29 protein-coding genes are annotated in these 26,991 nt (G+C 71.2%); 27 read left to right on the plus strand and 2 right to left on the minus strand.

The window, feature by feature from the left end:
* Positions 1-290 precede the first annotated feature (290 nt).
* From AB0F29_RS13105 to ffh, 5 genes are all read left to right on the plus strand, one after another.
* A complete protein-coding gene (locus AB0F29_RS13105) occupies positions 291-1,643 on the plus strand; it encodes an ammonium transporter (RefSeq protein WP_361870910.1) in 1,353 nt (450 codons plus the stop codon).
* Positions 1,640-1,978, plus strand: a complete 339-nt coding sequence (locus tag AB0F29_RS13110) for a P-II family nitrogen regulator (protein ID WP_361870912.1) — start codon at positions 1,640-1,642, stop codon at positions 1,976-1,978. The genes AB0F29_RS13105 and AB0F29_RS13110 overlap by 4 nt, the downstream gene beginning before the upstream one ends.
* Positions 1,979-2,006: 28 nt before the next feature.
* Positions 2,007-4,466: a [protein-PII] uridylyltransferase gene (locus AB0F29_RS13115; RefSeq protein ID WP_361870915.1), complete on the plus strand. Its 2,460-nt coding sequence runs from the start codon at positions 2,007-2,009 to the stop codon at positions 4,464-4,466.
* A gap of 72 nt (positions 4,467-4,538) precedes the next feature.
* On the plus strand, positions 4,539-4,907 hold the full coding sequence (locus tag AB0F29_RS13120) for a hypothetical protein (RefSeq protein WP_359761028.1): 369 nt from the start codon (positions 4,539-4,541) through the stop codon (positions 4,905-4,907).
* Between the two features lie 168 nt (positions 4,908-5,075).
* Positions 5,076-6,623: a signal recognition particle protein gene (gene ffh, locus AB0F29_RS13125; RefSeq protein WP_361870918.1), complete on the plus strand. Its 1,548-nt coding sequence runs from the start codon at positions 5,076-5,078 to the stop codon at positions 6,621-6,623.
* A gap of 75 nt (positions 6,624-6,698) precedes the next feature.
* On the opposite strand, the gene AB0F29_RS13130 is transcribed toward ffh, so the two are convergent.
* On the minus strand, positions 6,699-7,583 hold the full coding sequence (locus AB0F29_RS13130) for a methyltransferase domain-containing protein (RefSeq protein WP_361870921.1): 885 nt from the start codon (positions 7,581-7,583) through the stop codon (positions 6,699-6,701).
* Between the two features lie 441 nt (positions 7,584-8,024).
* Between AB0F29_RS13130 and AB0F29_RS13135 the strand changes: the two genes are divergently transcribed.
* From AB0F29_RS13135 to AB0F29_RS13215, 17 genes are all read left to right on the plus strand, one after another.
* Complete coding sequence (locus tag AB0F29_RS13135) at positions 8,025-8,615, plus strand: hypothetical protein (RefSeq protein ID WP_361870924.1); 591 nt, start codon at positions 8,025-8,027, stop codon at positions 8,613-8,615.
* 157 nt (positions 8,616-8,772) lie between these two features.
* A complete protein-coding gene (gene rpsP / locus AB0F29_RS13140; protein ID WP_018960735.1) occupies positions 8,773-9,213 on the plus strand; it encodes a 30S ribosomal protein S16 in 441 nt (146 codons plus the stop codon).
* Between the two features lie 2 nt (positions 9,214-9,215).
* A complete protein-coding gene (locus AB0F29_RS13145) occupies positions 9,216-9,455 on the plus strand; it encodes an RNA-binding protein (RefSeq protein WP_003965959.1) in 240 nt (79 codons plus the stop codon).
* Between the two features lie 129 nt (positions 9,456-9,584).
* Positions 9,585-10,178: a ribosome maturation factor RimM gene (gene rimM / locus AB0F29_RS13150; RefSeq protein WP_361870928.1), complete on the plus strand. Its 594-nt coding sequence runs from the start codon at positions 9,585-9,587 to the stop codon at positions 10,176-10,178.
* Entirely contained in the window at positions 10,178-10,999 is an 822-nt protein-coding gene (gene trmD / locus AB0F29_RS13155) for a tRNA (guanosine(37)-N1)-methyltransferase TrmD (protein WP_361870931.1), read from the plus strand. The genes rimM and trmD overlap by 1 nt, the downstream gene beginning before the upstream one ends.
* Positions 11,000-11,129: 130 nt before the next feature.
* Positions 11,130-11,480 carry a 50S ribosomal protein L19 gene (gene rplS / locus AB0F29_RS13160; protein WP_018960732.1) on the plus strand — a complete coding sequence of 117 codons (351 nt, stop codon included), beginning with the start codon at positions 11,130-11,132 and terminating at the stop codon, positions 11,478-11,480.
* A 65-nt stretch (positions 11,481-11,545) separates the two neighbouring features.
* Entirely contained in the window at positions 11,546-12,316 is a 771-nt protein-coding gene (lepB, locus tag AB0F29_RS13165) for a signal peptidase I (RefSeq protein WP_361870934.1), read from the plus strand.
* On the plus strand, positions 12,309-13,385 hold the full coding sequence (gene lepB, locus AB0F29_RS13170; protein ID WP_361870937.1) for a signal peptidase I: 1,077 nt from the start codon (positions 12,309-12,311) through the stop codon (positions 13,383-13,385). The genes lepB (AB0F29_RS13165) and lepB (AB0F29_RS13170) overlap by 8 nt, the downstream gene beginning before the upstream one ends.
* Entirely contained in the window at positions 13,288-14,184 is an 897-nt protein-coding gene (gene lepB / locus AB0F29_RS13175; RefSeq protein ID WP_361871150.1) for a signal peptidase I, read from the plus strand. The genes lepB (AB0F29_RS13170) and lepB (AB0F29_RS13175) overlap by 98 nt, the downstream gene beginning before the upstream one ends.
* Positions 14,185-14,234: 50 nt before the next feature.
* Positions 14,235-14,990 (plus strand): signal peptidase I, encoded by a 756-nt coding sequence (gene lepB, locus AB0F29_RS13180; RefSeq protein ID WP_361870940.1) that lies wholly within the window; start codon positions 14,235-14,237, stop codon positions 14,988-14,990.
* On the plus strand, positions 14,987-15,475 hold the full coding sequence (locus AB0F29_RS13185; RefSeq protein ID WP_361870943.1) for an NUDIX hydrolase: 489 nt from the start codon (positions 14,987-14,989) through the stop codon (positions 15,473-15,475). Before lepB (AB0F29_RS13180) ends, AB0F29_RS13185 begins: the two co-directional genes overlap by 4 nt.
* 64 nt (positions 15,476-15,539) lie before the next feature.
* The gene (locus tag AB0F29_RS13190) at positions 15,540-15,848 is read left to right on the plus strand and encodes a DUF2469 domain-containing protein (protein ID WP_003965949.1); all 309 of its coding nucleotides are present in this window, start codon (positions 15,540-15,542) and stop codon (positions 15,846-15,848) included.
* Between the two features lie 158 nt (positions 15,849-16,006).
* Positions 16,007-16,366 carry a YraN family protein gene (locus AB0F29_RS13195; protein WP_018960726.1) on the plus strand — a complete coding sequence of 120 codons (360 nt, stop codon included), beginning with the start codon at positions 16,007-16,009 and terminating at the stop codon, positions 16,364-16,366.
* Positions 16,366-17,988, plus strand: coding sequence for a YifB family Mg chelatase-like AAA ATPase (locus AB0F29_RS13200; protein WP_361870946.1), 1,623 nt, complete (start codon positions 16,366-16,368; stop codon positions 17,986-17,988). The genes AB0F29_RS13195 and AB0F29_RS13200 overlap by 1 nt, the downstream gene beginning before the upstream one ends.
* Positions 17,985-19,400 carry a DNA-processing protein DprA gene (gene dprA, locus AB0F29_RS13205; RefSeq protein ID WP_361870948.1) on the plus strand — a complete coding sequence of 472 codons (1,416 nt, stop codon included), beginning with the start codon at positions 17,985-17,987 and terminating at the stop codon, positions 19,398-19,400. Before AB0F29_RS13200 ends, dprA begins: the two co-directional genes overlap by 4 nt.
* Before the next feature lie 254 nt (positions 19,401-19,654).
* Positions 19,655-20,491 (plus strand): RNA polymerase sigma factor WhiG, encoded by an 837-nt coding sequence (gene whiG / locus AB0F29_RS13210; protein ID WP_003965944.1) that lies wholly within the window; start codon positions 19,655-19,657, stop codon positions 20,489-20,491.
* Between the two features lie 105 nt (positions 20,492-20,596).
* Positions 20,597-21,154 carry a TetR/AcrR family transcriptional regulator gene (locus tag AB0F29_RS13215; protein ID WP_018960723.1) on the plus strand — a complete coding sequence of 186 codons (558 nt, stop codon included), beginning with the start codon at positions 20,597-20,599 and terminating at the stop codon, positions 21,152-21,154.
* Here AB0F29_RS13215 and AB0F29_RS13220 read toward each other — a convergent pair.
* Positions 21,105-21,905 carry a M23 family metallopeptidase gene (locus tag AB0F29_RS13220; protein ID WP_361870951.1) on the minus strand — a complete coding sequence of 267 codons (801 nt, stop codon included), beginning with the start codon at positions 21,903-21,905 and terminating at the stop codon, positions 21,105-21,107. The genes AB0F29_RS13215 and AB0F29_RS13220 overlap by 50 nt on opposite strands.
* Positions 21,906-22,227: 322 nt before the next feature.
* Here AB0F29_RS13220 and rpsB point away from each other — a divergent pair, with 322 nt between their 5' ends.
* The 5 genes from rpsB (at position 22,228) to AB0F29_RS13245 (ending at position 26,988) form a co-directional block, all read left to right on the plus strand.
* On the plus strand, positions 22,228-23,184 hold the full coding sequence (gene rpsB / locus AB0F29_RS13225; RefSeq protein WP_361870953.1) for a 30S ribosomal protein S2: 957 nt from the start codon (positions 22,228-22,230) through the stop codon (positions 23,182-23,184).
* 99 nt (positions 23,185-23,283) lie between these two features.
* Positions 23,284-24,120 (plus strand): translation elongation factor Ts, encoded by an 837-nt coding sequence (tsf, locus tag AB0F29_RS13230; RefSeq protein ID WP_018960720.1) that lies wholly within the window; start codon positions 23,284-23,286, stop codon positions 24,118-24,120.
* Between the two features lie 326 nt (positions 24,121-24,446).
* Positions 24,447-25,223 (plus strand): UMP kinase, encoded by a 777-nt coding sequence (gene pyrH / locus AB0F29_RS13235; protein WP_361870956.1) that lies wholly within the window; start codon positions 24,447-24,449, stop codon positions 25,221-25,223.
* A 122-nt stretch (positions 25,224-25,345) separates the two neighbouring features.
* Entirely contained in the window at positions 25,346-25,903 is a 558-nt protein-coding gene (gene frr, locus AB0F29_RS13240; protein WP_018960718.1) for a ribosome recycling factor, read from the plus strand.
* Positions 25,903-26,988, plus strand: a complete 1,086-nt coding sequence (locus tag AB0F29_RS13245; RefSeq protein WP_361870958.1) for a phosphatidate cytidylyltransferase — start codon at positions 25,903-25,905, stop codon at positions 26,986-26,988. Before frr ends, AB0F29_RS13245 begins: the two co-directional genes overlap by 1 nt.
* The last annotated feature ends 3 nt before the right edge of the window (positions 26,989-26,991 follow it).

Genomic DNA, 26,991 nt, shown 5'->3' on the forward strand with positions numbered 1-26,991 from the left:
CCGGTTTCGTGTTCTCCGGCCCCCGGGCGTCTCAACCGCACCGTATGCGGCGTCCGCCGCAGGGCAGGCACGGCACCCGGACGTGCCACCCCGGATTCATTCGGCCGTAACACGCGGTCCCTCTTCGTCACGCTCGCGAAACATCGTGCGGCATCCCCGGAAACGGCGCTCGGCCAACCTCGTGGCTCATAACCGGCCCGCACCCGACCCATCAGCCGGCCCGCACCTTCCCAGTGGTCCCGCAGCATTCCCCCGCACGCCGCGGCCGCACCGACGACGAGGAGACGCCGATGCCCCCAGGCATCACGACGCTTGCCGCAGACGCCCCCGAGCTGTCTGCCGCCAACACCGGGTTCATGCTCATCTGCTCGGCCCTGGTGATGCTCATGACCCCCGGCCTGGCCTTCTTCTACGGAGGCATGGTCCGCGTCAAGAGCACCCTCAACATGCTGATGATGAGCTTCATCAGCCTCGGGATCGTCACGATCCTGTGGGTGCTCTACGGATTCAGCCTCGCCTTCGGCACCGACGTCGGCTCGGTCATCGGCTGGAGCTCCGACTACGTCGGCCTCAGCGGCATCGGCGTCACCGAACTCTGGGACGGCTACACCATCCCGGTCTACGTCTTCGCCGTCTTCCAGCTGATGTTCGCCGTCCTCACCCCCGCCCTGATCAGCGGCGCCCTCGCCGACCGGGTGAAGTTCACGGCCTGGGCGGTGTTCATCGTCCTGTGGGTCACCGTCGTCTACTTCCCCGTCGCCCACTGGGTCTGGGGCGCAGGCGGCTGGCTCTTCGAGATGGGCGTCATCGACTTCGCCGGCGGTACGGCCGTCCACATCAACGCCGGCGCCGCCGCCCTCGGCGTCATCCTGGTCATCGGCAAGCGCGTCGGCTTCAAGAAGGACCCGATGCGGCCGCACAGCCTGCCGCTCGTCATGCTCGGCGCGGCCCTCCTGTGGTTCGGCTGGTTCGGCTTCAACGCCGGATCCTGGCTGGGCAACGACGACGGCGTCGGCGCGGTCATGTTCCTGAACACCCAGGTCGCCACCGCCGCGGCCGTCCTCGGCTGGCTCATCTACGAGAAGCTGCGCCACGGCTCCTGCACCACCCTGGGCGCCGCCTCCGGCGCGGTCGCCGGACTCGTCGCCATCACCCCGGCCGGCGGCTCCGTCAGCCCGCTCGGCGCCATCGCGATCGGCGCCATCGCCGGTGTCCTGTGCGCCATGGCGGTCGGCCTGAAGTACCGGTTCGGCTACGACGACTCCCTGGACGTCGTCGGCGTCCACCTCGTCGGCGGCATCATCGGCTCCCTCCTGGTCGGCTTCTTCGCCACCGGCGGTGTCCAGTCCGACGCCAAGGGCCTCTTCTACGGCGGCGGCCTCGAACAGCTCGGCAAACAGGCCGTCGGCGTCGTCGCCGTCCTCGCGTACTCTCTGGTCGTCTCCGCCCTCATCGCCCTCCTGCTCGACAAGACGATCGGGATGCGGGTCTCCGAGGACGACGAGATCTCCGGCATCGACCAGGTCGAGCACGCCGAGACGGCGTACGACTTCAGCGGCGCCGGCGGCGGCACGGTCTCCCGCACCACCACCCCCGCGACGGACCCGACGGCAGCACCGAAGGCAAAGAAGGTGGACGCATGAAGCTCATCACCGCGGTCGTGAAGCCCCACCGGCTGGACGAGATCAAGGAGGCCCTCCAGGCCTTCGGCGTCCAGGGGCTCACCGTCACCGAAGCGAGCGGTTACGGGCGGCAGCGCGGCCACACCGAGGTCTACCGGGGCGCCGAGTACACCGTCGACCTGGTCCCCAAGATCCGCATCGAGGTCCTCGTCGAGGACGAGGACTCCGAACAGCTCGTCGAGGTCGTCGTCAAGGCCGCCCGTACCGGCAAGATCGGTGACGGGAAGGTCTGGAGCGTCCCGGTCGAGACCGCCGTCCGCGTACGGACCGGCGAGCGCGGCCCGGACGCCCTCTGACCTACGGCCCGCAAACGGAAGGCAGCTGGTGACGAGTACCGAAGTGACCACCGGAACCGAAGGCCCCGGACCCAGCGGCTACGCGGCGGCCCGGCTGCGCCTCCTCCAGCAGGAGGCGCGGTCCGGGCCGCCGCGCCGTGCGGCCCTCGCCCGCCTCACCGACGACTGGCTCACCGGCCTGTTCACCGCCGCCGCTCCACGCGCCGGGGTACGGGGCGCGGCCCTCGTCGCCGTCGGCGGCTACGGCCGCGGCGAGCTCTCCCCGCGCAGCGACCTCGACCTGCTCCTCCTGCACGACGGCCGCGCCGACGCGGCGGCCCTCGCCGCCCTCGCCGACTCCGTCTGGTACCCGGTCTGGGACCTGGGCCTGGCCCTCGACCACTCCGTACGCACCCCCGGCGAGGCCAGAAAGACCGCGGGCGAGGACCTCAAGGTCCAGCTCGGCCTGCTGGACGCCCGCCCCGTCGCCGGCGACCTCGGCCTCGTCGCCTCACTGCGCACCGCGATCCTCGCCGACTGGCGCAACCAGGCCCCCAAACGCCTCCCCGCCCTCCACGAGCTCTGCCAGGAGCGCGCCGAGCGGATGGGCGAGCTCCAGTTCCTCCTGGAACCCGACCTCAAGGAGGCCCGCGGCGGCCTCCGCGACGCCACCGCCCTGCGCGCCGTGGCCGCCTCCTGGGTCGCCGACGCCCCCCGCGAAGGCCTCACCGAGGCCCGCCGCACCCTCCTGGACGCCCGTGACGCCCTCCACCTCACCACCGGGCGCGCCGCCGACCGCCTCGCCCTCCAGGAACAGGACCAGGTCGCCCAGGCCCTCGGCCTCCTCGACGCCGACACCCTGCTCCGCAAGGTCTACGAGGCCGCCCGCACCATCTCGTACGCCACCGACGTCACCTGGCGCGAGGTCAACCGGGTCCTGCGCGCCCGCTCCGCCCGCCCGCGACTCCGCGCCCTGCTGGGCGGCGGGCTCGGCTCCAAGGCCGCCCCCGAGCGCACCCCGCTCGCCGACGGCGTGGTGGACGCGGACGGCGAAGTGGTCCTCGCCCGCGCCGCCCGTCCCGAACGCGACCCGGTCCTGACCCTGCGCGCCGCCGCGGCCGCCGCCGAGGCCGGGCTCCCGCTCTCCCGGCACCTCGTACGCCACCTGGCGGCCACCGCCCAGCCGCTGCCGGTCCCCTGGCCCCCCGAGGCCCGCGAGGAACTCGTCACCCTGCTCGGCGCGGGAGAGGCCACCGTCGGCGTCTGGGAGGCGCTCGAAGCGGAAGGGATCATCACCCGGCTGCTGCCCGACTGGGAACGCGTCCACTGCCGCCCCCAGCGCAACGCCGTCCACACCTGGACCGTCGACCGGCACCTCGTGGAGACCGCCGTCCGCGCCTCCTTCCTCACCCGCCGCGTCCACCGCCCCGACCTGCTCCTGGTCGCGGCCCTCCTGCACGACATCGGCAAGGGCTGGCCCGGCGACCACTCCGTGGCCGGCGAGGTGATCGCCCGGGACATGGCCACCCGCATCGGCTTCGACACCCACGACGTGGGCGTCATCGCCACCCTCGTACGCCACCATCTGCTGCTCGTCGAGACCGCCACCCGACGCGACCTCGACGACCCCGCCACCGTGCGGTCGGTCGCCGAAGCCCTCTCCAGCACCTCCACGCTGGAACTGCTGCACGCCCTCACCGAGGCCGACGCGCTCGCCACCGGGCCCGCCGCCTGGAGCTCCTGGCGCGCCTCCCTCGTCACCGGCCTCGTCAAACGTGTCGCCGCCGTCCTCACCGGGGAGTCCCCCGACGAGCCCCAGGAGGCCGCGCCCAGCGCCGAACACGAACGCCTCGCCATCGAGGCCCTGCGCACCGGCGAACCCGTCCTCGCCCTGCACACCCGGCCCGAGGAACCCGCCGGGGACGGCGAAGTGGAACCCGTCGGCGTCGAACTCCTCATCGCCCTGCCCGACCGCCCCGGCGTCCTGCCCGCCGCCGCCGGAGTCCTCTCCCTGCACCGCCTCACCGTGCGCGCCGCCGACCTGCGCGCGGTGGAGCTCCCCAACGAGCTGGGGGAGCGGGCGGACCTGCTGCTGCTCAGCTGGCGCGTCGCCGCCGAGTACGGGTCCCTCCCGCAGGCCGCCCGCCTCCGCGCCGACCTCGTACGCGCCCTCGACGGCTCCCTGGACATCCGCGCCCGCCTCGCCGAGCGCGAGGCCGCCTACCCGCGCCGGCGCGGCGTGAAAGCCCCGCCGCCCCGGGTGACCGTGGCCGCCGCCGGCTCCCGCCGCGCCACCGTCATCGAGGTCCGCGCCCAGGACGCCCCGGGCCTGCTGCACCGCATCGGCCGGGCCCTGGAACAGAGCGCGGTACGGGTGCGCAGCGCCCATGTCTCCACGCTCGGCGCCAACGCCGTGGACGCCTTCTACGTCACCGGGACCGACGACGAACCCCTGTCCCCGGCCCGGGCCGCCGAGGTCGCCCGGGAGGTGGAGAAGGCGCTGGGATGAGCCGGCCGCAGGAGCACGACCGGTGCGCTCCGCCCTGCTGACGGCGCGCCGAGCCGGCCCTACAGTGAGCGCATGGGGGACTTACGCGATGAGGACGGGTACCTTTCCAACGAGATCTCCGGAGGAAATTTCTACGGCCCGGTGAACCAGTTCCGGGATGTCCACGGGAACGTCAACTTCAACTGGGCCCAGCCCGCCAGAAGCCCCGAGGAGATCGCCTTCCGCGAGCAGTACATGGCGGAGATGCGAAGACAGTGGGCCGAACAGAGGGCCCAGAGAGCAGGCGACAAGGCCGCGAAGGGCTGCGGGTGCGTCGGAACGCTGGTCGTGATCATCGGTATAGCCGTGTTCTACAGCGTCTCGGGCGATGGGATCAGCACCTTCTTCCTCTCGCTCCTGGCGATACCTTTCATCGGCGGCCTGCTCAAGGCGTTCAAGTAGCACCTCGCCGACCGGTGCCCACCGATCCCGCCCCGCACCGTCCGGGACGGCTCCGAGCGGCCCCGCCCGGCTCCGTATCCGGCCGAGGGCTTGGCGTTCCCCGGGGGACGGATACCCTGGAGGGCGACTGACCTGCCCCGCCCCCGACCCTGAGGACCGACGAGCGCCGTGTTCGATACTCTCTCCGACCGCCTTAGCGCGACTTTCAAGAACCTCAGGGGCAAGGGCCGCTTGTCCGAGGCGGACATCGACGCCACGGCACGCGAGATCCGTATCGCCCTGCTGGAAGCCGATGTCGCCCTGCCCGTGGTCCGGGCCTTCATCGCCAACGTGAAGGAGCGGGCGCGCGGCGTCGAGGTCTCCCAGGCGCTGAACCCCGCCCAGCAGGTCGTCAAGATCGTCAACGAGGAGCTCGTCTCCATCCTCGGCGGCGAGACCCGGCGGCTGCGGTTCGCCAAGACCGCGCCCACCGTGATCATGCTCGCCGGTCTCCAGGGCGCCGGTAAGACGACGCTCGCCGGAAAGCTCGGCCTCTGGCTCAAGAGCCAGGGCCACTCCCCGCTGCTCGTCGCCTGCGACCTCCAGCGCCCCAACGCCGTCAACCAGCTCAGCGTCGTCGCCGAGCGTGCCGGCGTCGCGGTGTACGCCCCCGAGCCGGGCAACGGCGTCGGCGACCCGGTCCAGGTCGCCAAGGACTCCATCGAGTTCGCCAAGGCCAAGGTCCACGACATCGTCATCGTCGACACCGCCGGACGCCTCGGCATCGACCAGGAGCTGATGCGGCAGGCCGCGGACATCCGCGACGCCGTCAGCCCCGACGAGATCCTCTTCGTCGTCGACGCGATGATCGGCCAGGACGCGGTCAACACCGCCGAGGCCTTCCGCGACGGCGTCGGCTTCGACGGCGTGGTGCTCTCCAAGCTCGACGGCGACGCCCGCGGTGGCGCGGCCCTGTCGATCGCGCACGTCACGGGCAAGCAGGTCATGTTCGCGTCGAACGGCGAGAAGCTGGAGGACTTCGACGCGTTCCACCCTGACCGGATGGCCTCCCGCATCCTCGACATGGGTGACCTGCTCACCCTGATCGAGCAGGCGGAGAAGACGTTCAGCCAGGAAGAGGCCGCCAAAATGGCCTCGAAGCTCCAGTCGAGCAAGGGTGGCAAGGACTTCACCCTCGACGACTTCCTGGCCCAGATGGAGCAGGTCCGCAAGATGGGCTCCATCTCCAAGCTGCTCGGGATGCTGCCCGGCATGGGGCAGATCAAGGACCAGATCAACAACATCGACGAGCGCGACATCGACCGCACCGCCGCGATCATCAAGTCGATGACCCCGAAGGAGCGCGCCGAGCCGACCCTCATCAACGGTTCACGCCGCGCCCGTATCGCCAAGGGTTCGGGCGTCGAGGTCTCCGCGGTCAAGAGCCTGGTGGAGCGCTTCTTCGAGGCCCGCAAGATGATGTCGAAGATGGCCCAGGGAGGCGGCATGCCCGGGATGCCGGGCATGCCCGGCATGGGCGGCGGCCCCGGCCGTCAGAAGAAGCAGGTCAAGCAGGCCAAGGGCAAGCGCAAGAGCGGCAACCCCATGAAGCGCAAGGCCGAGGAGGCCGCCGCCGCCGAGCGCCGCGAGCAGGCGGCCCAGGGCGGCGCGTTCGGTCTTCCCGCCCAGGAGGACAAGAACTTCGAGCTGCCGGACGAGTTCAAGAAGTTCATGTAACGCGAGCAGAGCACCACGCGTAAGGGGCGCCCTTTCTCAAGGGCGCCCCTTACGCGTGCCGTGCTCCCCGTCGGCTCAGGTCGCGCAGACCAGGTAGCGGAAGACGTTCGGCATCCACACCGTGCCGTCCTGCCGCCGGTGCGGATGCAGGGCCTCCGCGACCTCCTTCTCCACCTGGGAGCGGTCCGTGGCCCGTACAGCGGCGTCGAAGAGCCCGGTGGACAGCAGGCCGCGCACGGCGCTGTTCACGTCCGCGTAGCCGAACGGGCAGGACACCCGCCCCGAACCGTCCGGCTTCAGCCCGGCCCGCGCCGCCACGTCCTCCAGATCGTCCCGGAGCGTGGGCCGCCACCTGCCAGGACCGGTACGCGGCGGACGCGCCGACTCCGCGAGCCGCGCGGCCACCCGCAGCACCGCGGCCGTGGCGCAGCGCTCGGGCGGCCCCCATCCGGTCAGCACCACCGAGGCGCCCCTGACCGCCAGCGGCACGGCCGACCGCAGCGCCGGCACCAGCCCCTCGGAGTCCCCGGCCGCACAGCCGATCGGCTCGAAGACCGTGATCAGGTCGTACGGGGCGCCGTCCGCGCCGACGGGCGCGGGCAGCCCGTCCTCCAGCAGCTGGGCCCGACGGCGGGCCGGATGCGGCGAGTGCGCGGGCGCCTCGTCCCAGCCCGCCTCGGGCAGCAGCCGTGTCCGGGCCAGCGCCAGGCGCTCGCGGTCGGAGTCCACACCCGTGACGTGCGCCCCCCGGGCCGCCGCGACGAGCATCGCGAGGCCCGAGCCACAGCCGAGGGACAGCATCCGGGTGGCGGCCCCGACCTCCATCCGGTCGTACACCGCCTCGTACAGCGGCGCGAGCATGCGTTCCTGGATCTCGGCCCAGTCGCGCGCGCGGGTACCGGCGTCCGCCGGTGCGGATCCATCCGCGGCCGGCTGGTTCCGGACGAGCGTTGGTGTCATGGAAAGTGCCCCAATCCGCCAGGAGGTCGGTCGTGCCCGAGTGGACGTCCCCCGTGTGCGTGTGTTCCGCACCCCCGTAGCCAGAGAACTGCGCATCCGCCGTTCCGTCCAGGGGGGTGTGGAGCAGTGCTTGCGTGCCCCGTTCGTGCGCCCCGTGCCACATCTGCTCTCCGACCAGTCTTACCCGACACCCCGCGCCGAGCACGTCGAGCGCGGCGGCGGGTAGTCTCTCGGGCGGATTCGTCAGAAGACAGGGCCACATCCGGAGCCCCGGGGTGTACGGCACGCTGTGCACCACCTTGGTGTGAGCTGTGCGTCTTCTCCGTAGTTCTGCGCACCCGCCCTCGTCCGGACGCATCAAGGGCAACTGACTGGTACGTGCAAATTATTTGGGATGCCCCGGAATAGGAACACCGGGGCCCTCGGGCTCGTTGTCACGACGTGAGCACGACACCACCTGTACTTGCCGCAGAGCTGGCACAGGCGTGGGCCGACATTCAGCGGTACCACCCCGAGCTGCCCGATCTTGCCGCGCCCGAGTCCCTGATCGGAGAGTCCTCGTCCGCCTGTGGCGCCGAGCTCTCCTTCGAGCGACTGCTCCATGAGGCAGTCCACGGCATCGCCGCCGCGAGAGGAGTCCGAGACACCTCCCGCGCCGGCCGCTACCACAACCGACGCTTCCTCGCGATCGCCGAGGAGCTGGGCCTCGATCATGCCGAGGAACCCCACCCCAGCAGCGGATTCTCGCTGGTCACGCTGAATTCGGAAGCCAAGCGCCGGTACCGTCCGACCACCGAACGGCTGCAGCGCGCCCTCAAGGCGCACACCGTCGCCACCGCCGCCGACACCAAGCGCTCCTTCCGCGGACCTGCCGCCCGGCACGGTTCCTCCGGGGGCGGTGTGCGGGTCAAGGCCGTCTGCGACTGCGGACGCAACGTCCGCGTCGTCCCGTCGGTCCTGGCGCAGGCGCCGATCGTCTGCGGCGGCTGCGGCAAGCCGTTCCGGATCCCGGAAGCAGTCGCGGTGGGGTGAGGCGATGGCGTGTGGCACAATGGCTAGCTGTACTCGACAGTCGCACAGGACCCCTCTCTCCTCCGGCTGACGCGTCCATCGGGCACTCCGAGTACCGCAACCCCACGTGGCATCTAGTTGTGCCCAACCACGTCATAGACCAGGAGACACCACTTCCGTGGCAGTCAAGATCAAGCTGAAGCGTCTGGGCAAGATCCGTTCGCCTCACTACCGCATCGTCGTCGCCGACTCCCGTACCCGCCGTGATGGCCGGGCCATCGAGGAGATCGGCCTGTACCACCCGGTGCAGAACCCCTCGCGCATCGAGGTCAACGCAGAGCGCGCGCAGTACTGGCTGTCCGTCGGCGCCCAGCCGACCGAGCCGGTCCTCGCGATCCTGAAGCTCACCGGTGACTGGCAGGCCCACAAGGGTCTCCCGGCCCCCGCGCCGCTGCTGCAGCCGGAGCCCAAGGCTGACAAGCGCGCGCTGTTCGAGGCGCTGACCTCGGACGGCGACGAGGCCAAGGGTGAGGCCATCACCCCCAAGGCCAAGAAGTCCGACAAGAAGGCGGACGAGGCGGCTGAGGCCCCCGCGTCCACCGAGTCGACCGAGGCCTGAGCATGCTCGAGGAGGCTCTCGAGCACCTCGTGAAGGGCATCGTCGACAACCCCGACGACGTACAGGTTGCCGAGCGCACCCTGCGTCGCGGGCGCGTGCTGGAGGTCCGGGTCCACCCCGACGACCTCGGCAAGGTGATCGGCCGTAACGGCCGCACCGCTCGCGCCCTGCGCACGGTCGTGGGTGCCATCGGCGGCCGTGGGATCCGCGTCGACCTCGTCGATGTGGACCAGGTTCGCTGATAAGCGAGTTGAACACCGGCCAGGGCCGGGGAGGGCCTTCGGGCCGTCCCCGGCCTTTGTCGTCGGCCACCCGGACGTCTCCGACAGGTCGTCGACGTCCCGTCCCCACCCCACCCATCGGAGAACAGCGTGCAGTTGGTAGTCGCGCGGATCGGCCGCGCCCACGGCATCAAGGGCGAAGTCACCGTCGAGGTACGAACGGACGAGCCGGAGCTGCGGCTCGGACCCGGCGCCGTCCTGGCCACCGAACCGGCGGCGACCGGTCCGCTGACGATCGAGACGGGCCGGGTCCACAGCGGCAGGCTCCTGCTGCGCTTCGAGGGTGTGCGCGACCGCACCGGCGCCGAGGCGCTGCGCAACACCCTGCTGATCGCCGAGGTGGACCCGGAGGAGCTCCCCGAGGACGATGACGAGTTCTACGATCACCAGCTGATCGACCTCGACGTGGTGCTCGCCGACGGCACCGGGATCGGCCGGATCACCGAGATCTCCCACCTGCCCTCGCAGGACCTGTTCATCGTGGAGCGCCCCGACGGCAGCGAGGTGATGATCCCCTTCGTGGAGGAGATCGTCGCCGAGATCGACCTGGAGGAGCAGCGCGCGGTCATCACCCCGCCGCCCGGCCTGATCGACGAGAGCGAGGCCGTGGTCGCCTCCTCACGCGATGAAGACGAAGAGGCCGCGGCCGGGGACGCGGACGAGGCGCCGAAGGGCGACGCCTGATGCGGCTCGACGTCGTCACGATCTTCCCGGAGTACCTGGAACCGCTGAACGTCTCCCTCGTCGGCAAGGCCCGCGCCCGCGGCGTGCTGGACGTCCACGTCCACGACCTGCGGGAGTGGACGTACGACCGGCACAACACGGTCGACGACACCCCCTACGGCGGCGGCCCCGGCATGGTCATGAAGACCGAGCCCTGGGGTGAGGCGCTCGACGAGGCCCTGGCCGACGGCTACGAGGCCGGGGCGCACTCCCCGGTGCTCGTCGTGCCCACGCCCAGCGGCCGGCCGTTCACCCAGGAACTGGCCGTCGACCTCTCCGCCGAGCCCTGGCTCGTCTTCACCCCGGCCCGGTACGAGGGCATCGACCGCCGGGTGATCGACGAGTACGCCACCCGGCTGCGGGTCGTCGAGGTCTCCATCGGGGACTATGTGCTGGCCGGCGGGGAAGCGGCCGTCCTGGTGATCACGGAGGCCGTGGCCCGGCTGCTGCCGGGCGTCCTCGGCAACGCCGAGTCCCACCGGGACGACTCCTTCGCCCCGGGCGCGATGGCCGACCTCCTGGAGGGCCCGGTCTTCACCAAGCCGCCCGAGTGGCGCGGCCGCTCCATCCCGGACGTCCTGCTCAGCGGCCACCACGGCAAGATCGCCCGCTGGCGGCGGGACCAGGCCTTCGCCCGCACGGCACTCAACCGGCCCGACCTGATCGAGCGGTGCGAGGCGAGCGCCTTCGACAAGAAGGACCGAGAGATCCTCTCCATCCTCGGCTTCGCACCGGAGCCCGGCGGCCGATTTTGGCGCAGGCCCACCGCCGTGGAAGAATAGGCCGCTGCTGTACGTCCGGTGTGCGCCCCTGCCACAGGGGGAAAGACGCCCGCCCGACGCGATCAGCACTCCGAACTCTTCCACGACATTCCGTCGATGACCTGTGGCATCGGCGAAGAAAGCAGAAACCATGACTTCCCTGCTCGATGGCGTCAACGCCGCCACCCTCCGGTCGGACCTCCCGGCGTTCCGCCCCGGTGACACCGTCAACGTCCACGTGCGCGTGATCGAGGGCAACCGCTCCCGTATCCAGCAGTTCAAGGGCATCGTCATCCGCCGCCAGGGCTCGGGCGTCAGCGAGACCTTCACGGTCCGCAAGGTCTCCTTCAGCGTCGGCGTCGAGCGCACCTTCCCGGTGCACAGCCCGATCTTCGAGAAGATCGAGCTCGTCACCCGCGGTGACGTCCGTCGCGCCAAGCTGTACTTCCTCCGTGAGCTGCGCGGCAAGGCCGCGAAGATCAAGGAGAAGCGCGACCGCTGAGCCGCCGCCGGTCATCCCCCTGGGGGTGACCCGTCCACAGCATGGCCGGATAAGCTTCGGCCGCGATGGACACGCAAGCACAGCACTCGGAGCGCGACCGCTCCTCGGAACCCGACACGGGGTCCGGGGAGAGGTCGCGCTTTTCGCGTATACGGGACCGTGTCGTCTCCGTCCTGTCCTGGCGGCGGGTGCTCACCGGGATGGTCCTGGCCACCGTCGCCCTGCTCCTGTTCAGCTCCTACGTGGTTCAGCCGTTCCTGATCCCCAGCCGCTCGATGGAGCCCACGCTGAAGGTCGGTGACCGGGTTCTCGTCAACAAGCTGGCCTACCGTTTCGGCGCCGAGCCCGAGCGCGGCGACGTGGTGGTCTTCGACGGCACCGGCTCGTTCGTACGGGAGGATCTCGACGCGAACCCGCTGACCGGGCTGGTGCGCGGGGCGGCCTCCTCCCTGGGGCTCACGGAGCCCGCCGACACCGACTTCGTGAAGCGTGTGGTGGGCGTGGGAGGTGACCGCGTCGTCTGCTGCGACGCGCGGGGGAGGCTCGCGGTCAACGACGTGACGGTGGACGAGCCGTACCTGCATCCCGGGGACACCGCCTCCCGGGTGCCCTTCGACATCGTGGTCCCCGCCGGCACCCTGTGGATGATGGGGGACCACCGCAGCCGCTCCAGCGACTCCCGGGACCATCTCGGATCGCCCGGCGGCGGGATGGTCCCCGTCGAGCGGGTGACCGGCCGGGTGGACTGGCTGGGCTGGCCGCCTGCCCGGACGGGTTCTCTGGAGGGGACCGGCGCCTTCGGCGGTGTACGGGCGCCCGGCGCGGCGCATGGGTAACCGGGGGCGTCCGCGCGGTGGGCCCGGTCCCGACGCGGCCCTGCCGACCGGGACCGGGCCCACCGGGCCGCGCTCCCTGCCCACCCGGGCGGAACGCCGTCGGCTGGCCAAGAAGGTCCGGCGCAAGCGGCGTGGGTCCGCGGTGCGGGAGATCCCCGTCCTCGTCGTCGTGGCGCTCCTGATCGCGCTCGTCCTGAAGACGTTCCTGGTGCAGGCGTTCGTCATCCCGTCCGGGTCGATGGAACAGACCATCCGGATCGGCGACCGGGTGCTCGTGGACAAGCTGACCCCGTGGTTCGGATCGAAACCGCAGCGCGGCGACGTCGTGGTGTTCAAGGACCCCGGCGGCTGGCTCCGGCAGGAGGACCCCGCGGAGAAGAAGAACCCGCCGATCGGCGTCAAGCAGGTCACCGAGCTGCTGACCTTCATCGGGCTGCTGCCGTCCGACGACGAGCAGGACCTGATCAAGCGGGTCGTCGCGGTCGGCGGCGACACCGTGAAGTGCTGTGGCGAGGACGGCCGGGTCACCGTCAACGGCGTACCGCTGGCCGAGACGTACCTCCACCCCGACGACCGGCCCTCGACCATCTCGTTCGAGGTGAAGGTTCCCGAGGGGCGGTTGTTCATGATGGGGGACCACCGGTCCGACTCGGCCGACTCCCGCTTCCACCTCGACGAACCCGACCGGGGCACGGTCTCCGAGGAAGAGGTCGTGGGGCGGGCCGTCGTGATCGCCTGGCCGTTCGGCCACTGGAGCACCCTGGAACAACGCGATGCCTTCGGTGCGGTCCCGGACGCGCAGGCATCGGCGGCGGCGGCTCCGGCTCCGTCGAATAGTGTGGCACCTCCGGATCCCTATGGAATGGTCCGGCTCCCGACCCCTGCGGAACTCCCGCTCGTTATGGGAGTGGTGGGCCTGCACCGGATCGGGCGCGGGCAGTGGCACGTATTGAGGAGTGGATGTGGGGGATTTGGCGGTCGGCGCACGATCCGGACACGACGAACCCGAGGACCGGCCGGAGCGCGACGAGTCTCCCGCGGGCGGGGCGGCGGTCCCGCCGGAGGGTGAGGGCGACCCCCCGGGCGGCGACGGCGGCAGGCCGGCCAGGAGGCAGCGTTCCTTCTGGCTGGAGCTTCCGCTGCTCGTCGGTATCGCGCTGGTTCTGGCGCTGCTGATCAAGACGTTCCTGGTCCAGGCGTTCTCGATCCCCTCGGACTCCATGCAGAACACTCTGCAGCGGGGTGACCGGGTGCTGGTCGACAAGCTGACCCCGTGGTTCGGCTCGGAGCCGGAGCGCGGCGAGGTCGTGGTCTTCCACGACCCGGGCGGCTGGCTGGAGGACACCGTGACCCCGGAGCCCAACGCGGTGCAGAAGTTCCTGAGCTTCATCGGCCTGATGCCGTCCTCCGAGGAGAAGGACCTGATCAAGCGGGTCGTCGCGGTCGGCGGCGACACTGTGGAGTGCAAGGAGAACGGGCCGGTCACGGTCAACGGGAAGAGCCTGGACGAGAAGTCGTTCATCTTCCCGGGGAACACCCCGTGCAACGACAAGCCCTTCGGCCCGATCAAGGTGCCGGACGGCCGGATCTTCGTCATGGGCGACCACCGCCAGAACTCCCTGGACTCGCGCTACCACCAGGAGCTTCCGGGACAGGGCACGGTCTCCACGGACGAGGTCGTCGGCCGCGCCGTCGTCATCGCCTGGCCGCTGGGCCGCTGGTCGACCCTCCCGGTCCCGGACACCTTCGACCAGCCCGGTCTGAACGCGGCCGCCGCGATGGCGCCGGCGGCACTGGGTGTAGCCGGAGCGGTGCCCCTCGTGTTGTGGCGCCGCCGGAGGCTGACCGTCGGGCGTACCGCCGGGTAGGGTGCCGACTCGGATCAGCGATTGTCGATCTCCGACGGGGGAGCGCTGGGATGAGCGGTACAGGACGCGAGGAAGACGGCCGCGGTCGGCTCGGCGCCATGGTGGCGGGCTTGGCCGTGGCCGTCGGCTGTGTGCTCTTCCTCGGCGGTTTCGTCTGGGCGGCGGTGGTCTACCAGCCGTACACGGTCCCGACCGACTCGATGTCCCCCACGGTGAAGCCCGGTGACCGGGTGCTCGCCGAGCGGATAGACGGCGCCGAGGTCCGGCGCGGTGACGTGGTGGTCTTCACCGACCAGCTCTGGGGCGCCACACCGATGATGAAGCGCGTCGTCGGGATCGGCGGCGACAAGGTGGCCTGCTGCGACCGGGAGGGCAGGCTCACCGTCAACGGAACCCCCGTCGACGAGCCCTACCTCGACCGGGGCCCGGCGGCCCCGGGCACGAAGGCGCCGGCCTCGCCCCAGGACTTCTCCGCCACCGTGCCGCAGGGCCAGATCTTTCTGCTCGGCGACGAACGGGCCACCTCCCTGGACTCCCGGGTCCACCTCCAGGACGGCGGCGAGGGCTCCGTGCCGCTGAGCGCGGTGCGGGCCCGGGTGGACGCGGTGGCCTGGCCGATGGACGGCATGATCGACCGGCCCTCCTCGTTCGCCGCGCTGCCCGGCGGGGTGTCCGCCGCCGGGCCGCTGCGGTTCCAGCTGGGCGCGATCGTGGTGGGAGTCGTACTGATCCTCGTCGGCGCGGTGTACGGGCCCGTGGCGGCGCGCCTCGCCCGCCGGAGGACGACCGCCGGAGCGGCCCGATGACCTCAGGGGCCCGCAGGGTCGCCCGGGTGGTCCTCCTGGACCCCGACGACCGCGTCCTGCTGCTGCACGGCCATGAGCCGGACGACCCGGACGACACCTGGTGGTTCACCCCGGGCGGGGGCCTGGAGGGCGACGAGACCCGGGAGGCGGCGGCCCGCCGCGAGCTGGAGGAGGAGACCGGGATCACGGACATCGAGCTGGGCCCGCTGCTCTGGACCCGGATCTGTTCCTTCCCGTTCGACGGGCGGCGCTGGGACCAGGACGAGTGGTACTACCTGGCCCGTACGACGCGGACCGCGACGGCTCCGCAGGGCCTCACCGACCTGGAACTGCGCAGCGTCGCCGGTCTGAGGTGGTGGACTTCCGCCGAACTGCTCGCGACGCGTGAGACGGTGTACCCGACCAGACTCGCCGAGCTGCTGCGCACGCTCCTCGACGAGGGTCCCCCGTGCGATCCGCTGGTTCTGGCCCCCGAAATCGTCTAATCGTCCAGGGGCGTCGGAGGCTGACGCACAATGGGGGCACGCACGGCTGAAGGGGAAACATGCCATGAGCGCCGAGGACCTCGAGAAGTACGAGACCGAGATGGAGCTGAAGCTCTACCGGGAGTACCGCGATGTCGTCGGTCTGTTCAAATATGTGATCGAGACCGAACGGCGCTTCTACCTCACCAACGACTACGAGATGCAGGTGCACTCCGTCCAGGGTGAGGTTTTCTTCGAGGTGTCCATGGCGGACGCCTGGGTCTGGGACATGTACCGGCCCGCGAGGTTCGTCAAGCAGGTCCGCGTGCTGACCTTCAAGGACGTCAACATCGAAGAGCTCAACAAGAGCGATCTGGAACTTCCGGGAGGCTGACCCCGCGCTGCCCGGTGCCGGGCCCCCGATACGCGCGTCGCGGATACGACCCGGTCACCCTTGTGGGTGGCCGGGTTTTCCACATCTGCGGAGTTGTCCACCAAGATCCACATCTTGGGGCGGGCCGGGGCACAGTCGGTGCCGGAGGTGGTGCCGATATGAACGCACGGGGGGCACTCGGGCGGTACGGCGAGGATCTGGCGGCGCGGCTGCTGGCCGAAGCCGGAATGGCGGTGGTCGAGCGCAACTGGCGCTGTCGCGCCGGAGAGATCGACATCGTGGCCAGGGACGGCGACGCCCTGGTCTTCTGCGAGGTGAAGACGCGCAGGTCACAAGGGTTCGAACACCCCATGGCGGCGGTCGGTCCGGTCAAGGCGGACCGGCTGCGACGGCTCGCCGAGATCTGGCTCGACCGGCACGGCGGGCCACCGCCCGGCGGGGTCCGCATCGATCTGATCGGGGTGACCGTGCCCCGGCGCGGAGCCCCGGTCGCGGAGCACGCCCGGGGGGTGTCCTGATGGGCTTCGCACGAGCGTGTTCCGTGGCACTGGTCGGCGTCGAGGGCGTGGTGGTGGAGGTCCAGGCGGACCTGGAGCCGGGCGTGGCGGCCTTCACCCTGGTCGGACTGCCGGACAAGAGCCTGGTCGAGAGCCGGGACCGGGTGCGGGCCGCCGTGGTCAACTCCGGTGCCGAGTGGCCGCAGAAGAAGCTCACGGTCGGCCTCTCCCCGGCCTCCGTGCCGAAGAGCGGTTCGGGTTTCGACCTCGCCGTCGCGTGCGCGGTCCTCGGCGCGGCGGAGCGGATCGACCCCGCAGCGATCGCCGACGTGGTGATGATCGGCGAGCTGGGTCTGGACGGCCGGGTCCGTCCGGTACGGGGCGTGCTGCCCGCCGTCCTCGCGGCGGCCGAAGCGGGGTACGAGCAGGTCGTCGTCCCCGAGCAGACGGCCGGGGAGGCGGCCCTGGTGCCGGGGGTCTCGGTCCTCGGCGTCCGGAGCCTGCGCCAGCTCATCGCCGTCCTGTGCGACGAACCGGTGCCCGAGGAGCCAGTCGACGGACAGGGACGCCCCGACGCCATGCTGGCCGGGCTCATGATCCCGGGCACGGGCCTCGGTACGGGGCTCGTGCCGGCCGCCGGGCGGGGCGACGGGCACCGGCCCGACCTGGCGGACGTCGCGGGGCAGCCGCGCCCGCGCCAGGCCCTGGAGGTGGCCGCGGCCGGGGGACACCATCTGCTGTTCTCGGGCCCGCCGGGCGCCGGCAAGACCATGCTGGCCGAGCGGCTGTCGTCGGTCCTGCCGCCGTTGACCCGGCAGGAATCCCTCGAAGTGACGGCGGTCCACTCCGTGGCGGGCATCCTCCCCCCGGGTGAACCGCTCGTCTCCCGGGCGCCCTACTGCGCCCCGCACCACTCGGCGACCATGCAGTCCCTGGTCGGCGGGGGCAACGGGATGCCGAGGCCCGGGGCGGTGTCCCTGGCCCACCGCGGGGTGCTCTTTCTGGACGAGGCCCCCGAGTTCTCGGGCAAGGCCCTCGACGCGCTGCGGCAGCCGCTGGAGTCGGGGCATGTGGTGGTCGCGCGGTCCGCGGGGGTGGTGCGGCTGCCGGCCCGTTTTCTGATGGTACTGGCCGCCAATCCGTGCCCCTGCGGCCGGCACTCGCTCACCGGCGCGGGCTGCGAGTGCCCGCCCTCGGTCGTCCGCCGCTATCAGGCGCGGCTGTCCGGGCCCCTCCTGGACCGGGTGGACCTGCGGGTCGAGGTGGAGCCGGTCGACCGCGCGGACCTCCTGGGGCAGGGCGGCCGGGGCGAGTCGACGGCCGTCGTCGCCGCACGGGTGCGGGACGCGAGGGTGCGGGCGGCCGAGCGGCTGGCCGGCACCCCGTGGACCACGAACAGCGAGGTGCCGGGCCACGAGCTGCGGACCCGGCTGCTCGCGGCCCCGGGAGCGCTGGCGGCCGCGGAGCGGGATCTGGAGCGCGGGACCCTTACGGCCCGGGGACTGGACCGGGTGCTGAGGGTGGCGTGGACCGTGGCGGACCTGCGGGGAGCCGCCCGCCCGGACGCCTCCGACGTGGCGGTCGCCCTGGAGCTGCGTACGGGCATCCAGCGCGGGGTGCCGATGGGGGTGGGGGAGCGATGACCGAGGTGACGGGGGAGGGGCTGCCGGGGCCGGGTCGCCCGCCGGGGCCCGGCCGGGAGTCGGCCCGGGACGGTGGGCCGGGCGAGAGCCGAGGGCGCGGGCCGGACCGGGAGTGCGGGGCGGGGCCGGTCCGGGAGGGCGGCGTGGAGTCGGATCAGGAGTACGGGGCAGAGCCGGACCGGGAGTGCGCCGCGCGGTCCGGCGGCCGGGGGCATGGGCCGGGGTCGGTCCGCGACGGTGGCCGGGATCCCGTGCGGCACAGGGAAGCGGAGCGGTTGGCCAGGGCCGCGCTGACCCGGGTGCTGGAGCCGGGCGACGAGCGCGCGGGGCGCTGGCTCCGGCAGACCGGCCCCATCGAGCTGATGCGGAGGCTCACCGTCGAGGACGGCTCCGCCGAGAAACTGCCGGGGATGACGGCCGCACGGCTCGGGGGCTACCGGCTGCGGGCCGCCGGAGCGGAGCCGGGGCGGGACCTGGCCGCGGTCGCAGCGGTGGGCGGGCGCTTCGTCTGCCCGGGGGACCGGGAGTGGCCGAGCCAGTTGGACGACCTGGGCGACGCGCGGCCCGTCGGGCTCTGGGTGAGGGGGCGGCCCGATCTGCGGCTGTGGTCCCTGCGCTCGGTCGCGGTGGTCGGCGCGCGGGCCTGCACCCCGTACGGGGCGCACATGGCGGCGGCCCTCGCCTCCGGGCTCGCCGAGCGGGGCTGGGTGGTGGTGTCGGGCGCGGCGTTCGGGGTGGACGGTGCCGCCCACCGCGGCGCGCTGGCCGCGGGCGGAGCGACGACGGCGGTGCTGGCCTGCGGAGTCGACGTCGCCTACCCGCGCGGGCACGCCGAGTTGCTCGGGCGGCTGGCACAACAGGGCCTCATCGTGGCCGAGTTGCCCCCGTCGTCCCACCCGACCCGCAGCCGATTCATCCTGCGCAACCGTGTCATCGCCGCGCTGACCAGGGGGACGGTCGTGGTGGAGGCCGAATACCGCAGCGGTTCGCTGGTCACCGCCCGCCAGGCGCAACGGCTCGGCCGCTTCGCGATGGGGGTCCCCGGCCCCGCCACCAGCGGACTGTCGGCAGGGGTCCACGAGCTGTTGCGCGGTGAGGGCCTGCTCGTCACCGACGCGGACGAAGTCGTCGAGCTGGTCGGGGACATCGGCGACCTCCCACCGGTCCGCCGGGGCCCGGTGCTGCCCCGGGATCACCTGGACGCGGTCACCGCGCGGGTCCTCGACGCACTCCCCTACCACGGTGTCGCCCGCCCTCGTGACCTCGCCCGCACCGCGGGGACGTCCGCCGACGAAACGCTCGGTCGACTGTACGAACTGCACTCACTGGGGTTCGTCGAACGTGAAGGCGACGGCTGGCGATTGACGCTTCCGTCGGCACGCAACGACGACGCGCGGCGAGGCGGTACTTGACCTGGAGCATTCGGGTGAAAAGGTAAGGCCGATGACCTCGCACGATCGATCGGTGACCTGTTCAGGGCCCGTGCCCACGGCGGCGGCCCCGGCCTCCGGCGGGCGCGGACGGCGTGAACGGCGCAACGCAATCAGGCAGCAGGGATCTCCCGTCCTGCGCGGACTGCGACGTCACAGTCACGCTACGCTCACAAGGATTCCGCCCCAGACAAAAGTCCCCCAGCACTTCACGGCAGAACGGCTCAAGGCACCACATGCCCCAGCACACCTCCGGGTCTGACCGCGCGGCAGTACCACCGGTTGCGCGTGGCACTGTGCGCCCTCCCGCCCCCTCCTCCCTCGACGAGTTGTGGCGCTCGTACAAGACCACGGGCGACGAGCGACTGCGGGAGCAGCTGATCCTGCACTACTCGCCGCTCGTGAAGTACGTCGCGGGCCGGGTGAGTGTGGGGCTGCCGTCCAACGTCGAGCAGGCCGACTTCGTCTCCTCCGGGGTCTTCGGACTGATCGACGCCATCGAGAAGTTCGACATCGAACGGGCCATCAAGTTCGAGACGTACGCGATCACCAGGATCCGCGGCGCGATGATCGACGAACTCCGGGCCCTGGACTGGATCCCGCGGTCCGTCCGCCAGAAGGCGCGGAACGTGGAGCGCGCGTACGCCACGCTGGAGGCGCAGTTCCGGCGTACGCCGTCGGAGGCCGAGGTCGCCTCGGAGATGGGCATCGCGCTGGAGGAACTGCACGCTGTTTTCAGCCAGTTGTCGCTGGCCAACGTGGTCGCTCTGGAGGAGCTGCTGCACGTCGGCGGCGAGGGCGGCGACCGGCTGAGCCTGATGGACACCCTGGAGGACACCGCCGCGGACAATCCGGTGGAGGTCGCCGAGGACCGTGAGCTGAGAAGACTGCTCGCGCGGGCCATCAACACTCTCCCCGACCGCGAGAAGACCGTGGTGACCCTCTACTACTACGAGGGGCTCACCCTCGCGGAGATCGGCAACGTCCTCGGGGTGACCGAGAGCAGGGTCAGCCAGATCCACACCAAGTCCGTGCTCCAGCTCCGGGCGAAGCTGGCCGACGCGGGCCGCTGACACCCCCTTCCGGGCACTCTCCGGCCATCCGATCGGCGGCCGCACCCTTCCCCCGCACCCCTGCCGCCGTAGAGTGGAGGCGTGCCCAGGATTCGAGCGGCCTCGGTGGCCGAGCACCGGACCATGCAGCGCGGCGCCCTCCTGGACGCCGCGCGCTCCCTGCTGTCCGAGGGCGGTACGGAGGCGCTGACCTTCCCCGCGCTCGCCGAGCGCACGGGCCTCGCGCGCTCCTCCGTGTACGAGTACTTCCGCTCCCGTGCCGCTGTCGTCGAGGAGCTGTGCGCCGTCGATTTCCCCGTCTGGGCGGCCGAGGTCGAGAACGCCATGCAGGGCGCCGAGACGCCCGAGGCGAAGATCGAGGCGTATGTGCGCCGGCAGCTCGACCTCGTCGGGGACCGTCGCCACCGCGCGGTCGTCGCGATCTCGGCGAGTGAGCTGGACGCGGGCGCCCGGGAGAAGATCCGGGCCGCGCACGGCGGACTGATCGCCATGATCGTCGAAGCGCTGGGCGACCTCGGCCACACACAGCCGAGACTGGCCGCCATGCTCATGCAGGGTTCGGTCGACGCCGCCGTGCGCCGTATCGAACTGGGTGTCGCGGAGGAGCCGGGCGTCATCGCGGACACCGTCGTCGCGATGGTCCTGCGCGGCGTGAGCGGCTGACCCGGACGGCGTCCGGCTCCGGCACCCCGAACACCGGCAGCAGCCGCGAGGGGCCCTTCCGCAGGAGTGAGGGCGGCAGCAGCGAGAGCGGGTCCAGATAGGCGTCTCCGCGGCGCAGCCCCCAGTGCAGACAGCCCTCGTCGCAGTGGAAGGGCCCTTCCTCCAGCACCCCGACCGGCTGCCCGGCCCGAACGCTCGCGTCCTCCTCGACCAGCGCCCGCACCGGCTCGTACGTGGTGCGCAGCGGCGGCGAACCGCTGCCGGCCACCTCGACGGTGACCACGCCCCGCCCCGCCACCCGGCCCGCGAACGACACCCGGCCGTCGGTGGCCGCCAGCACCCGGGCGCCCGGCCCCGCCGCGAGGTCCACGCCGCGATGGCCGGGCCCGTACGGTCCGGCGGGCGGCTCCCACCCCCGTAACACCGCGGGCCTGCCCGCAAGCGGCCAGCTCCGGGCGCCGCTGCCATCCTCTGTGCCGCCTCCCGTGCCACCCTCCGTGCCGCCTCCCGTGCCACCCTCCGTGCCGCCTCCTGTGCCGGCGCCTGCACGGACGGCACGGACGGACGCGTCGGTGCCCGCTCCCGGCGAGGACGCCAGGGCTCCGGCCGGGACGACGGACCCACCTGGGGCCCAGGGGGCGGCCGGAAGCGGCACGCACAGCGGGAGCACAAGGACCACGAGGAGCACCAGGAGCGGCAGGATCGCGGTGCGGCGGGCGGGGGAGCGGCATGGGCCGGGCTGAAGGGGCATGACGCCACGATGGCCCGCAGGCCCGGATTCCGGGGATCAAGGACCGCTCCTGTGGACTACTCACCGGTTGTGGATATCGCGGCCACCCGTCCGTGGACGTCACCGTCGCCCGGTTGTGGACATCGCCGTCACCAGGCACCCGACCGGTCCCGTACACTTCTTACGGCGATCCGGGTCACCGGGTCGACTTCGCACGCCCCGCCACCTTCCTCTTCTCGGAGGTGGCCGCGCTCCTCGGTCCCTCGTGGCACGGCGCGTCGGGGCGTCAGGCGCGAGCGCAATCCTGCGGTCGCGATAACCGAGCACCTCAAGGAGTACGGCCATGGCCGTCGTCACGATGCGGGAGCTGCTGGAAAGCGGCGTCCACTTCGGTCACCAGACCCGTCGCTGGAACCCGAAGATGAAGCGCTTCATCTTCACCGAGCGCAACGGCATCTACATCATCGACCTGCTCCAGTCGCTGTCGTACATCGACCGCGCCTACGAGTTCGTCAAGGAGACCGTCGCCCACGGCGGCTCCGTCATGTTCGTGGGTACGAAGAAGCAGGCCCAGGAGGCCATCGCCGAGCAGGCGACGCGCGTCGGCATGCCGTACGTCAACCAGCGTTGGCTCGGTGGCATGCTCACCAACTTCTCCACCGTCTACAAGCGCCTTCAGCGTCTGAAGGAGCTTGAGCTCATCGACTTCGAGGACGTGGCCGCCTCCGGCCTCACCAAGAAGGAGCTCCTGGTCCTCTCGCGCGAGAAGGCCAAGCTGGAGAAGACCCTCGGTGGTATCCGCGAGATGCAGAAGGTGCCCAGCGCCGTCTGGATCGTCGACACCAAGAAGGAGCACATCGCCGTCGGTGAGGCGCGCAAGCTCCACATCCCGGTCGTCGCGATCCTCGACACCAACTGCGACCCCGACGAGGTCGACTACAAGATCCCGGGCAACGACGACGCGATCCGCTCCGTCACCCTGCTCACCCGCGTGATCGCCGACGCCGTCGCCGAGGGCCTCATCGCCCGCTCCGGTGCCGCCACCGGTGACTCGAAGCCGGGCGAGAAGGCCGCCGGCGAGCCCCTCGCCGAGTGGGAGCGCGACCTGCTCGAGGGCGACAAGAAGGACGAGACCGCGGCTGCCGCCGAGGTCCAGTCCTCCGTCGAGACCGAGAAGGACGCCGAAGCCGACGCCGAGACGCCGGCCCAGGCCGTCGCCGAGGCCGAGGCCGAGGCCGCTGTCGAGGCTCCGGCCGCCGCCGAGGCCCCGGCCGCCGACGCGGACGCCGAGCAGGCCTGACACCCGTCACGGCTGCTGACGGCGGGGGCCGACGCCACAAGCGTCGCCCCCGCCGTTCACCCGTAGATCTTTCAGACTTCGAGAGAGACATACAGACTCATGGCGAACTACACCGCCGCTGACGTCAAGAAGCTCCGCGAGCTCACCGGCGCCGGCATGATGGACTGCAAGAAGGCGCTCGACGAGGCCGACGGCAACGTCGACAAGGCCGTCGAGGCGCTCCGTATCAAGGGCCAGAAGGGCGTCGCCAAGCGCGAGGGCCGCTCTGCCGAGAACGGTGCCGTCGTCTCCCTCATCTCCGAGGACCAGACGTCCGGCGTCCTCCTCGAGCTGAAGTGCGAGACGGACTTCGTCGCCAAGGGCGAGAAGTTCCAGGCCGTCGCCAACACCCTCGCCGCTCACGTCGCCGCGACCTCCCCGGCCGACATCGAGGCGCTCCTCGCCTCCGAGATCGAGGCCGGCAAGACCGTCCAGGCGTACGTCGACGAGGCCAACGCCAACCTCGGCGAGAAGATCGTCCTGGACCGCTTCGCGCAGTTCACCGGCGCCTACGTCGGTGTGTACATGCACCGCACCATGCCCGACCTGCCCCCGCAGATCGGTGTTCTGGTCGAGCTGGACAAGGCCGACGCCGAGCTGGCCAAGGGCATCGCGCAGCACATCGCCGCCTTCGCCCCGAAGTACCTGTCCCGCGAGGACGTCCCGGCCGAGGTCGTCGAGGCCGAGCGTCGCGTCGCCGAGGAGACCACGCGCGCCGAGGGCAAGCCCGAGGCCGCGCTCCCGAAGATCGTCGAGGGTCGGGTCAACGGCTTCTTCAAGGAGGCCACCCTCCTGGGCCAGCCGTACGCGCTGGACGCCAAGAAGTCGGTCCAGAAGGTCCTGGACGAGGCCGGTGTCACCCTGAAGCGCTTCTCGCGCATCAAGGTCGGCATCTGAGTCCGTCCGGGCGAACAGCACCGGACCCGATAGGGTCGAGGGGGTATCCGGCGCATCACGACCGGGTCCGCGACGCCTGGCACGGCACCTCGCGGCGTTGCCGAAACATCCGAATCGTTCCGCGATGAGGACGTTCCAGCGCCTTGCGATGCACCGCACCGGACGCCGCGGCCTCTCCGGCCCTGATGTGCCGGACACCCCCAGGTGCAGTTGACGGCCGCACCCACGCCGGACGACCGCAGATCTGACGAGGAGGCCATTGCCGCTGTAGGGACACCAGACCCACCGGCAATGGCCTTCTTCGTATGTGCACGAGGAGAATTTCCATGGACAAGGGCGCGGACGCCATTCAGGCCGACGACCAGCGCGACGACGACAAGGGTTCCGGGCGCTTCATGCTGAAGCTCTCCGGTGAGGCATTCGCCGGCGGCGGCGGTCTCGGCGTGGACCCCGACGTCGTGCACACCATCGCCCGCGAGATCGCCGCCGTCGTACGCGACGGCGCCCAGATCGCGGTGGTCATCGGAGGAGGCAACTTCTTCCGCGGTGCCGAGCTCCAGCAGCGCGGCATGGACCGGGCCCGGTCCGACTACATGGGCATGCTCGGCACCGTCATGAACTGCCTGGCGCTCCAGGACTTCCTGGAGAAGGAGGGCATCGACTCGCGCGTCCAGACCGCCATCACCATGGGCCAGGTCGCCGAGCCGTACATCCCGCTCCGCGCCGTAAGGCACCTGGAGAAGGGGCGCGTGGTGATCTTCGGCGCCGGTATGGGCATGCCGTACTTCTCCACCGACACCACCGCCGCCCAGCGGGCCCTGGAGATCGACGCCGAGGCGCTGCTCATGGGGAAGAACGGCGTGGACGGGGTCTACGACTCCGACCCCAAGACCAACCCCGACGCGGTGAAGTTCGACGCACTGGAGTACGGCGAGGTGATCACCCGCAATCTGAAGATCGCGGACGCCACCGCCATCACGCTCTGCCGTGACAACCAGCTCCCGATCCTCGTCTTCGAGCTGACCACCGAGGGCAATATCGCTCGCGCGGTCAAGGGTGAGAAGATCGGCACGCTCGTGAGCGACGAGAGCACCCGGGCCTGACAGCCCCCCAGGATGGACAACGGCCTGCCGGTCGGACACCGTGCAGGTGAGGACGCGACGCAGGACCCGCAGGGCCAGGCGATGACGACGCCGGGCCCACCCAAGACACGCAGGAGCACGTGGTGATCGAAGAAATCCTCCTCGAGGCCGAGGAGAAGATGGAGAAGGCCGTTGTCGTCGCGAAAGAGGACTTCGCCGCGATCCGTACCGGCCGCGCGCACCCGGCGATGTTCAACAAGATCGTCGCCGACTACTACGGCGCGCTGACCCCGATCAACCAGCTGGCCTCGTTCTCGGTTCCCGAGGCGCGGATGGCCGTCGTGACGCCGTTCGACAAGACCGCGCTGCGCAACATCGAGCAGGCGATCCGCGACTCCGACCTCGGCGTCAACCCGAGCAACGACGGCAATATCATCCGGGTGACGTTCCCCGAGCTCACCCAGGACCGCCGCAAGGAGTACATCAAGGTCGCCAAGACCAAGGCCGAGGACTCCAAGATCTCGATCCGCTCCATCCGCCGCAAGGCCAAGGAGACCCTCGACAAGCTCGTCAAGGACAAGGAGTCCGGCGAGGACGAGGTGCGCCGCGCCGAGAAGGAGCTTGACGACACCACCGCGAAGTACGTCGCGCAGGTGGACGAGCTGCTCAAGCACAAGGAAGCCGAGCTGCTCGAAGTCTGATGAACGACTCTACCTGGGGTGCCCCGCAAGGAGCCGGTTACTGGGGCACGCCCGAGATGAGGGCTGCCCCGGCGGGTCCTGCCCACGATGTGCATGGCGCCCAGCAGACTCGGCCCATGCCCAACGTGCCGGACGTTCCCGACGCAGGTAGAGACGCGCAGAGCCGCGACGACCGGGACAGGGAAGCCGCTCACGTCAGCGGCCCCCTGTTCCGTGACGAGAAGCCGCAGGAGCCCATGTCCACCCCGCTGCCGCCCCCGCCGCAGAAGAAGCGTGCGGGACGTGATCTGCGCGCCGCCATAGGGGTGGGCCTGGGTCTCGGCGCCGTCATCGGCGTCTCGCTGTTCATCGTGAAGGCCGCTTTCATCGGCGTGATAGTGGCCGCGGTCGTCGTCGGCCTCTGGGAGCTGACCTCCCGCCTCCAGGAACGCAAGGGCATCAAGGCGCCCCTGGTGCCGCTGGCCGTCGGCGGAGCCGCGATGGTCGTCGCGGGTTACGCGCGAGGACCCGAGGGCGCCTGGATCGCGATGGCCCTGACCGCCCTCGCGGTGCTGGTCTGGCGGATGACCGAGCCGCCGGACGGGTATCTCAAGGACGTCACGGCCGGGGTCTTCGCGGCTTTCTACGTACCCTTCCTGGCCACCTTCGTCGCCCTGATGCTGACGGCGGACGACGGGTCGTGGCGGGTCCTGACCTTCCTGATCCTCACCGTGGTCAGCGACACGGGGGCGTACGCGGTCGGCTGGCGCTTCGGCACGCACAAGCTCGCCCCGCGCATCAGCCCCGGGAAGACCCGCGAGGGACTGTTCGGAGCGGTCGCCTTCGCGATGGTCGCCGGCGCGCTGTGCATGGAGTTCCTGATCGACGACGGCGCCTGGTGGCAGGGACTGCTGCTCGGCCTCGCGGTCGCGGCCAGCGCCACCCTCGGCGACCTGGGCGAGTCCATGATCAAGCGGGACCTCGGGATCAAGGACATGGGCACCCTGCTCCCCGGCCACGGCGGCATCATGGACCGGCTGGACTCGCTCCTGCCGACCGCGCCGGTCGTCTGGCTGCTGCTGGTGCTGTTCGTTGGCTCCGGCTGACCG

It is taken from the genome of Streptomyces sp. NPDC026589, assembly GCF_040638385.1.
Classification (GTDB): Bacteria; Actinomycetota; Actinomycetes; order Streptomycetales; family Streptomycetaceae; genus Streptomyces.

Excerpts from the sequence above, each read along its gene's own strand:
- AB0F29_RS13105 (WP_361870910.1), top strand. The coding sequence starts at position 291 with ATGCCCCCAGGCATCACGACGCTTGCCGCAGACGCCCCCGAGCTGTCT.
- AB0F29_RS13110 (WP_361870912.1), top strand. The coding sequence starts at position 1,640 with ATGAAGCTCATCACCGCGGTCGTGAAGCCCCACCGGCTGGACGAGATC.
- AB0F29_RS13120 (WP_359761028.1), top strand. The coding sequence starts at position 4,539 with ATGGGGGACTTACGCGATGAGGACGGGTACCTTTCCAACGAGATCTCC.
- AB0F29_RS13130 (WP_361870921.1), bottom strand. The coding sequence starts at position 7,583 with ATGACACCAACGCTCGTCCGGAACCAGCCGGCCGCGGATGGATCCGCA.
- AB0F29_RS13145 (WP_003965959.1), top strand. The coding sequence starts at position 9,216 with ATGCTCGAGGAGGCTCTCGAGCACCTCGTGAAGGGCATCGTCGACAAC.
- trmD (WP_361870931.1), top strand. The coding sequence starts at position 10,178 with ATGCGGCTCGACGTCGTCACGATCTTCCCGGAGTACCTGGAACCGCTG.
- rplS (WP_018960732.1), top strand. The coding sequence starts at position 11,130 with ATGACTTCCCTGCTCGATGGCGTCAACGCCGCCACCCTCCGGTCGGAC.
- lepB (WP_361870934.1), top strand. The coding sequence starts at position 11,546 with ATGGACACGCAAGCACAGCACTCGGAGCGCGACCGCTCCTCGGAACCC.
- lepB (WP_361870937.1), top strand. The coding sequence starts at position 12,309 with ATGGGTAACCGGGGGCGTCCGCGCGGTGGGCCCGGTCCCGACGCGGCC.
- lepB (WP_361870940.1), top strand. The coding sequence starts at position 14,235 with ATGAGCGGTACAGGACGCGAGGAAGACGGCCGCGGTCGGCTCGGCGCC.
- AB0F29_RS13185 (WP_361870943.1), top strand. The coding sequence starts at position 14,987 with ATGACCTCAGGGGCCCGCAGGGTCGCCCGGGTGGTCCTCCTGGACCCC.
- AB0F29_RS13190 (WP_003965949.1), top strand. The coding sequence starts at position 15,540 with ATGAGCGCCGAGGACCTCGAGAAGTACGAGACCGAGATGGAGCTGAAG.
- AB0F29_RS13195 (WP_018960726.1), top strand. The coding sequence starts at position 16,007 with ATGAACGCACGGGGGGCACTCGGGCGGTACGGCGAGGATCTGGCGGCG.
- AB0F29_RS13200 (WP_361870946.1), top strand. The coding sequence starts at position 16,366 with ATGGGCTTCGCACGAGCGTGTTCCGTGGCACTGGTCGGCGTCGAGGGC.
- dprA (WP_361870948.1), top strand. The coding sequence starts at position 17,985 with ATGACCGAGGTGACGGGGGAGGGGCTGCCGGGGCCGGGTCGCCCGCCG.
- whiG (WP_003965944.1), top strand. The coding sequence starts at position 19,655 with ATGCCCCAGCACACCTCCGGGTCTGACCGCGCGGCAGTACCACCGGTT.
- AB0F29_RS13220 (WP_361870951.1), bottom strand. The coding sequence starts at position 21,905 with ATGCCCCTTCAGCCCGGCCCATGCCGCTCCCCCGCCCGCCGCACCGCG.
- rpsB (WP_361870953.1), top strand. The coding sequence starts at position 22,228 with ATGGCCGTCGTCACGATGCGGGAGCTGCTGGAAAGCGGCGTCCACTTC.
- tsf (WP_018960720.1), top strand. The coding sequence starts at position 23,284 with ATGGCGAACTACACCGCCGCTGACGTCAAGAAGCTCCGCGAGCTCACC.
- pyrH (WP_361870956.1), top strand. The coding sequence starts at position 24,447 with ATGGACAAGGGCGCGGACGCCATTCAGGCCGACGACCAGCGCGACGAC.
- AB0F29_RS13245 (WP_361870958.1), top strand. The coding sequence starts at position 25,903 with ATGAACGACTCTACCTGGGGTGCCCCGCAAGGAGCCGGTTACTGGGGC.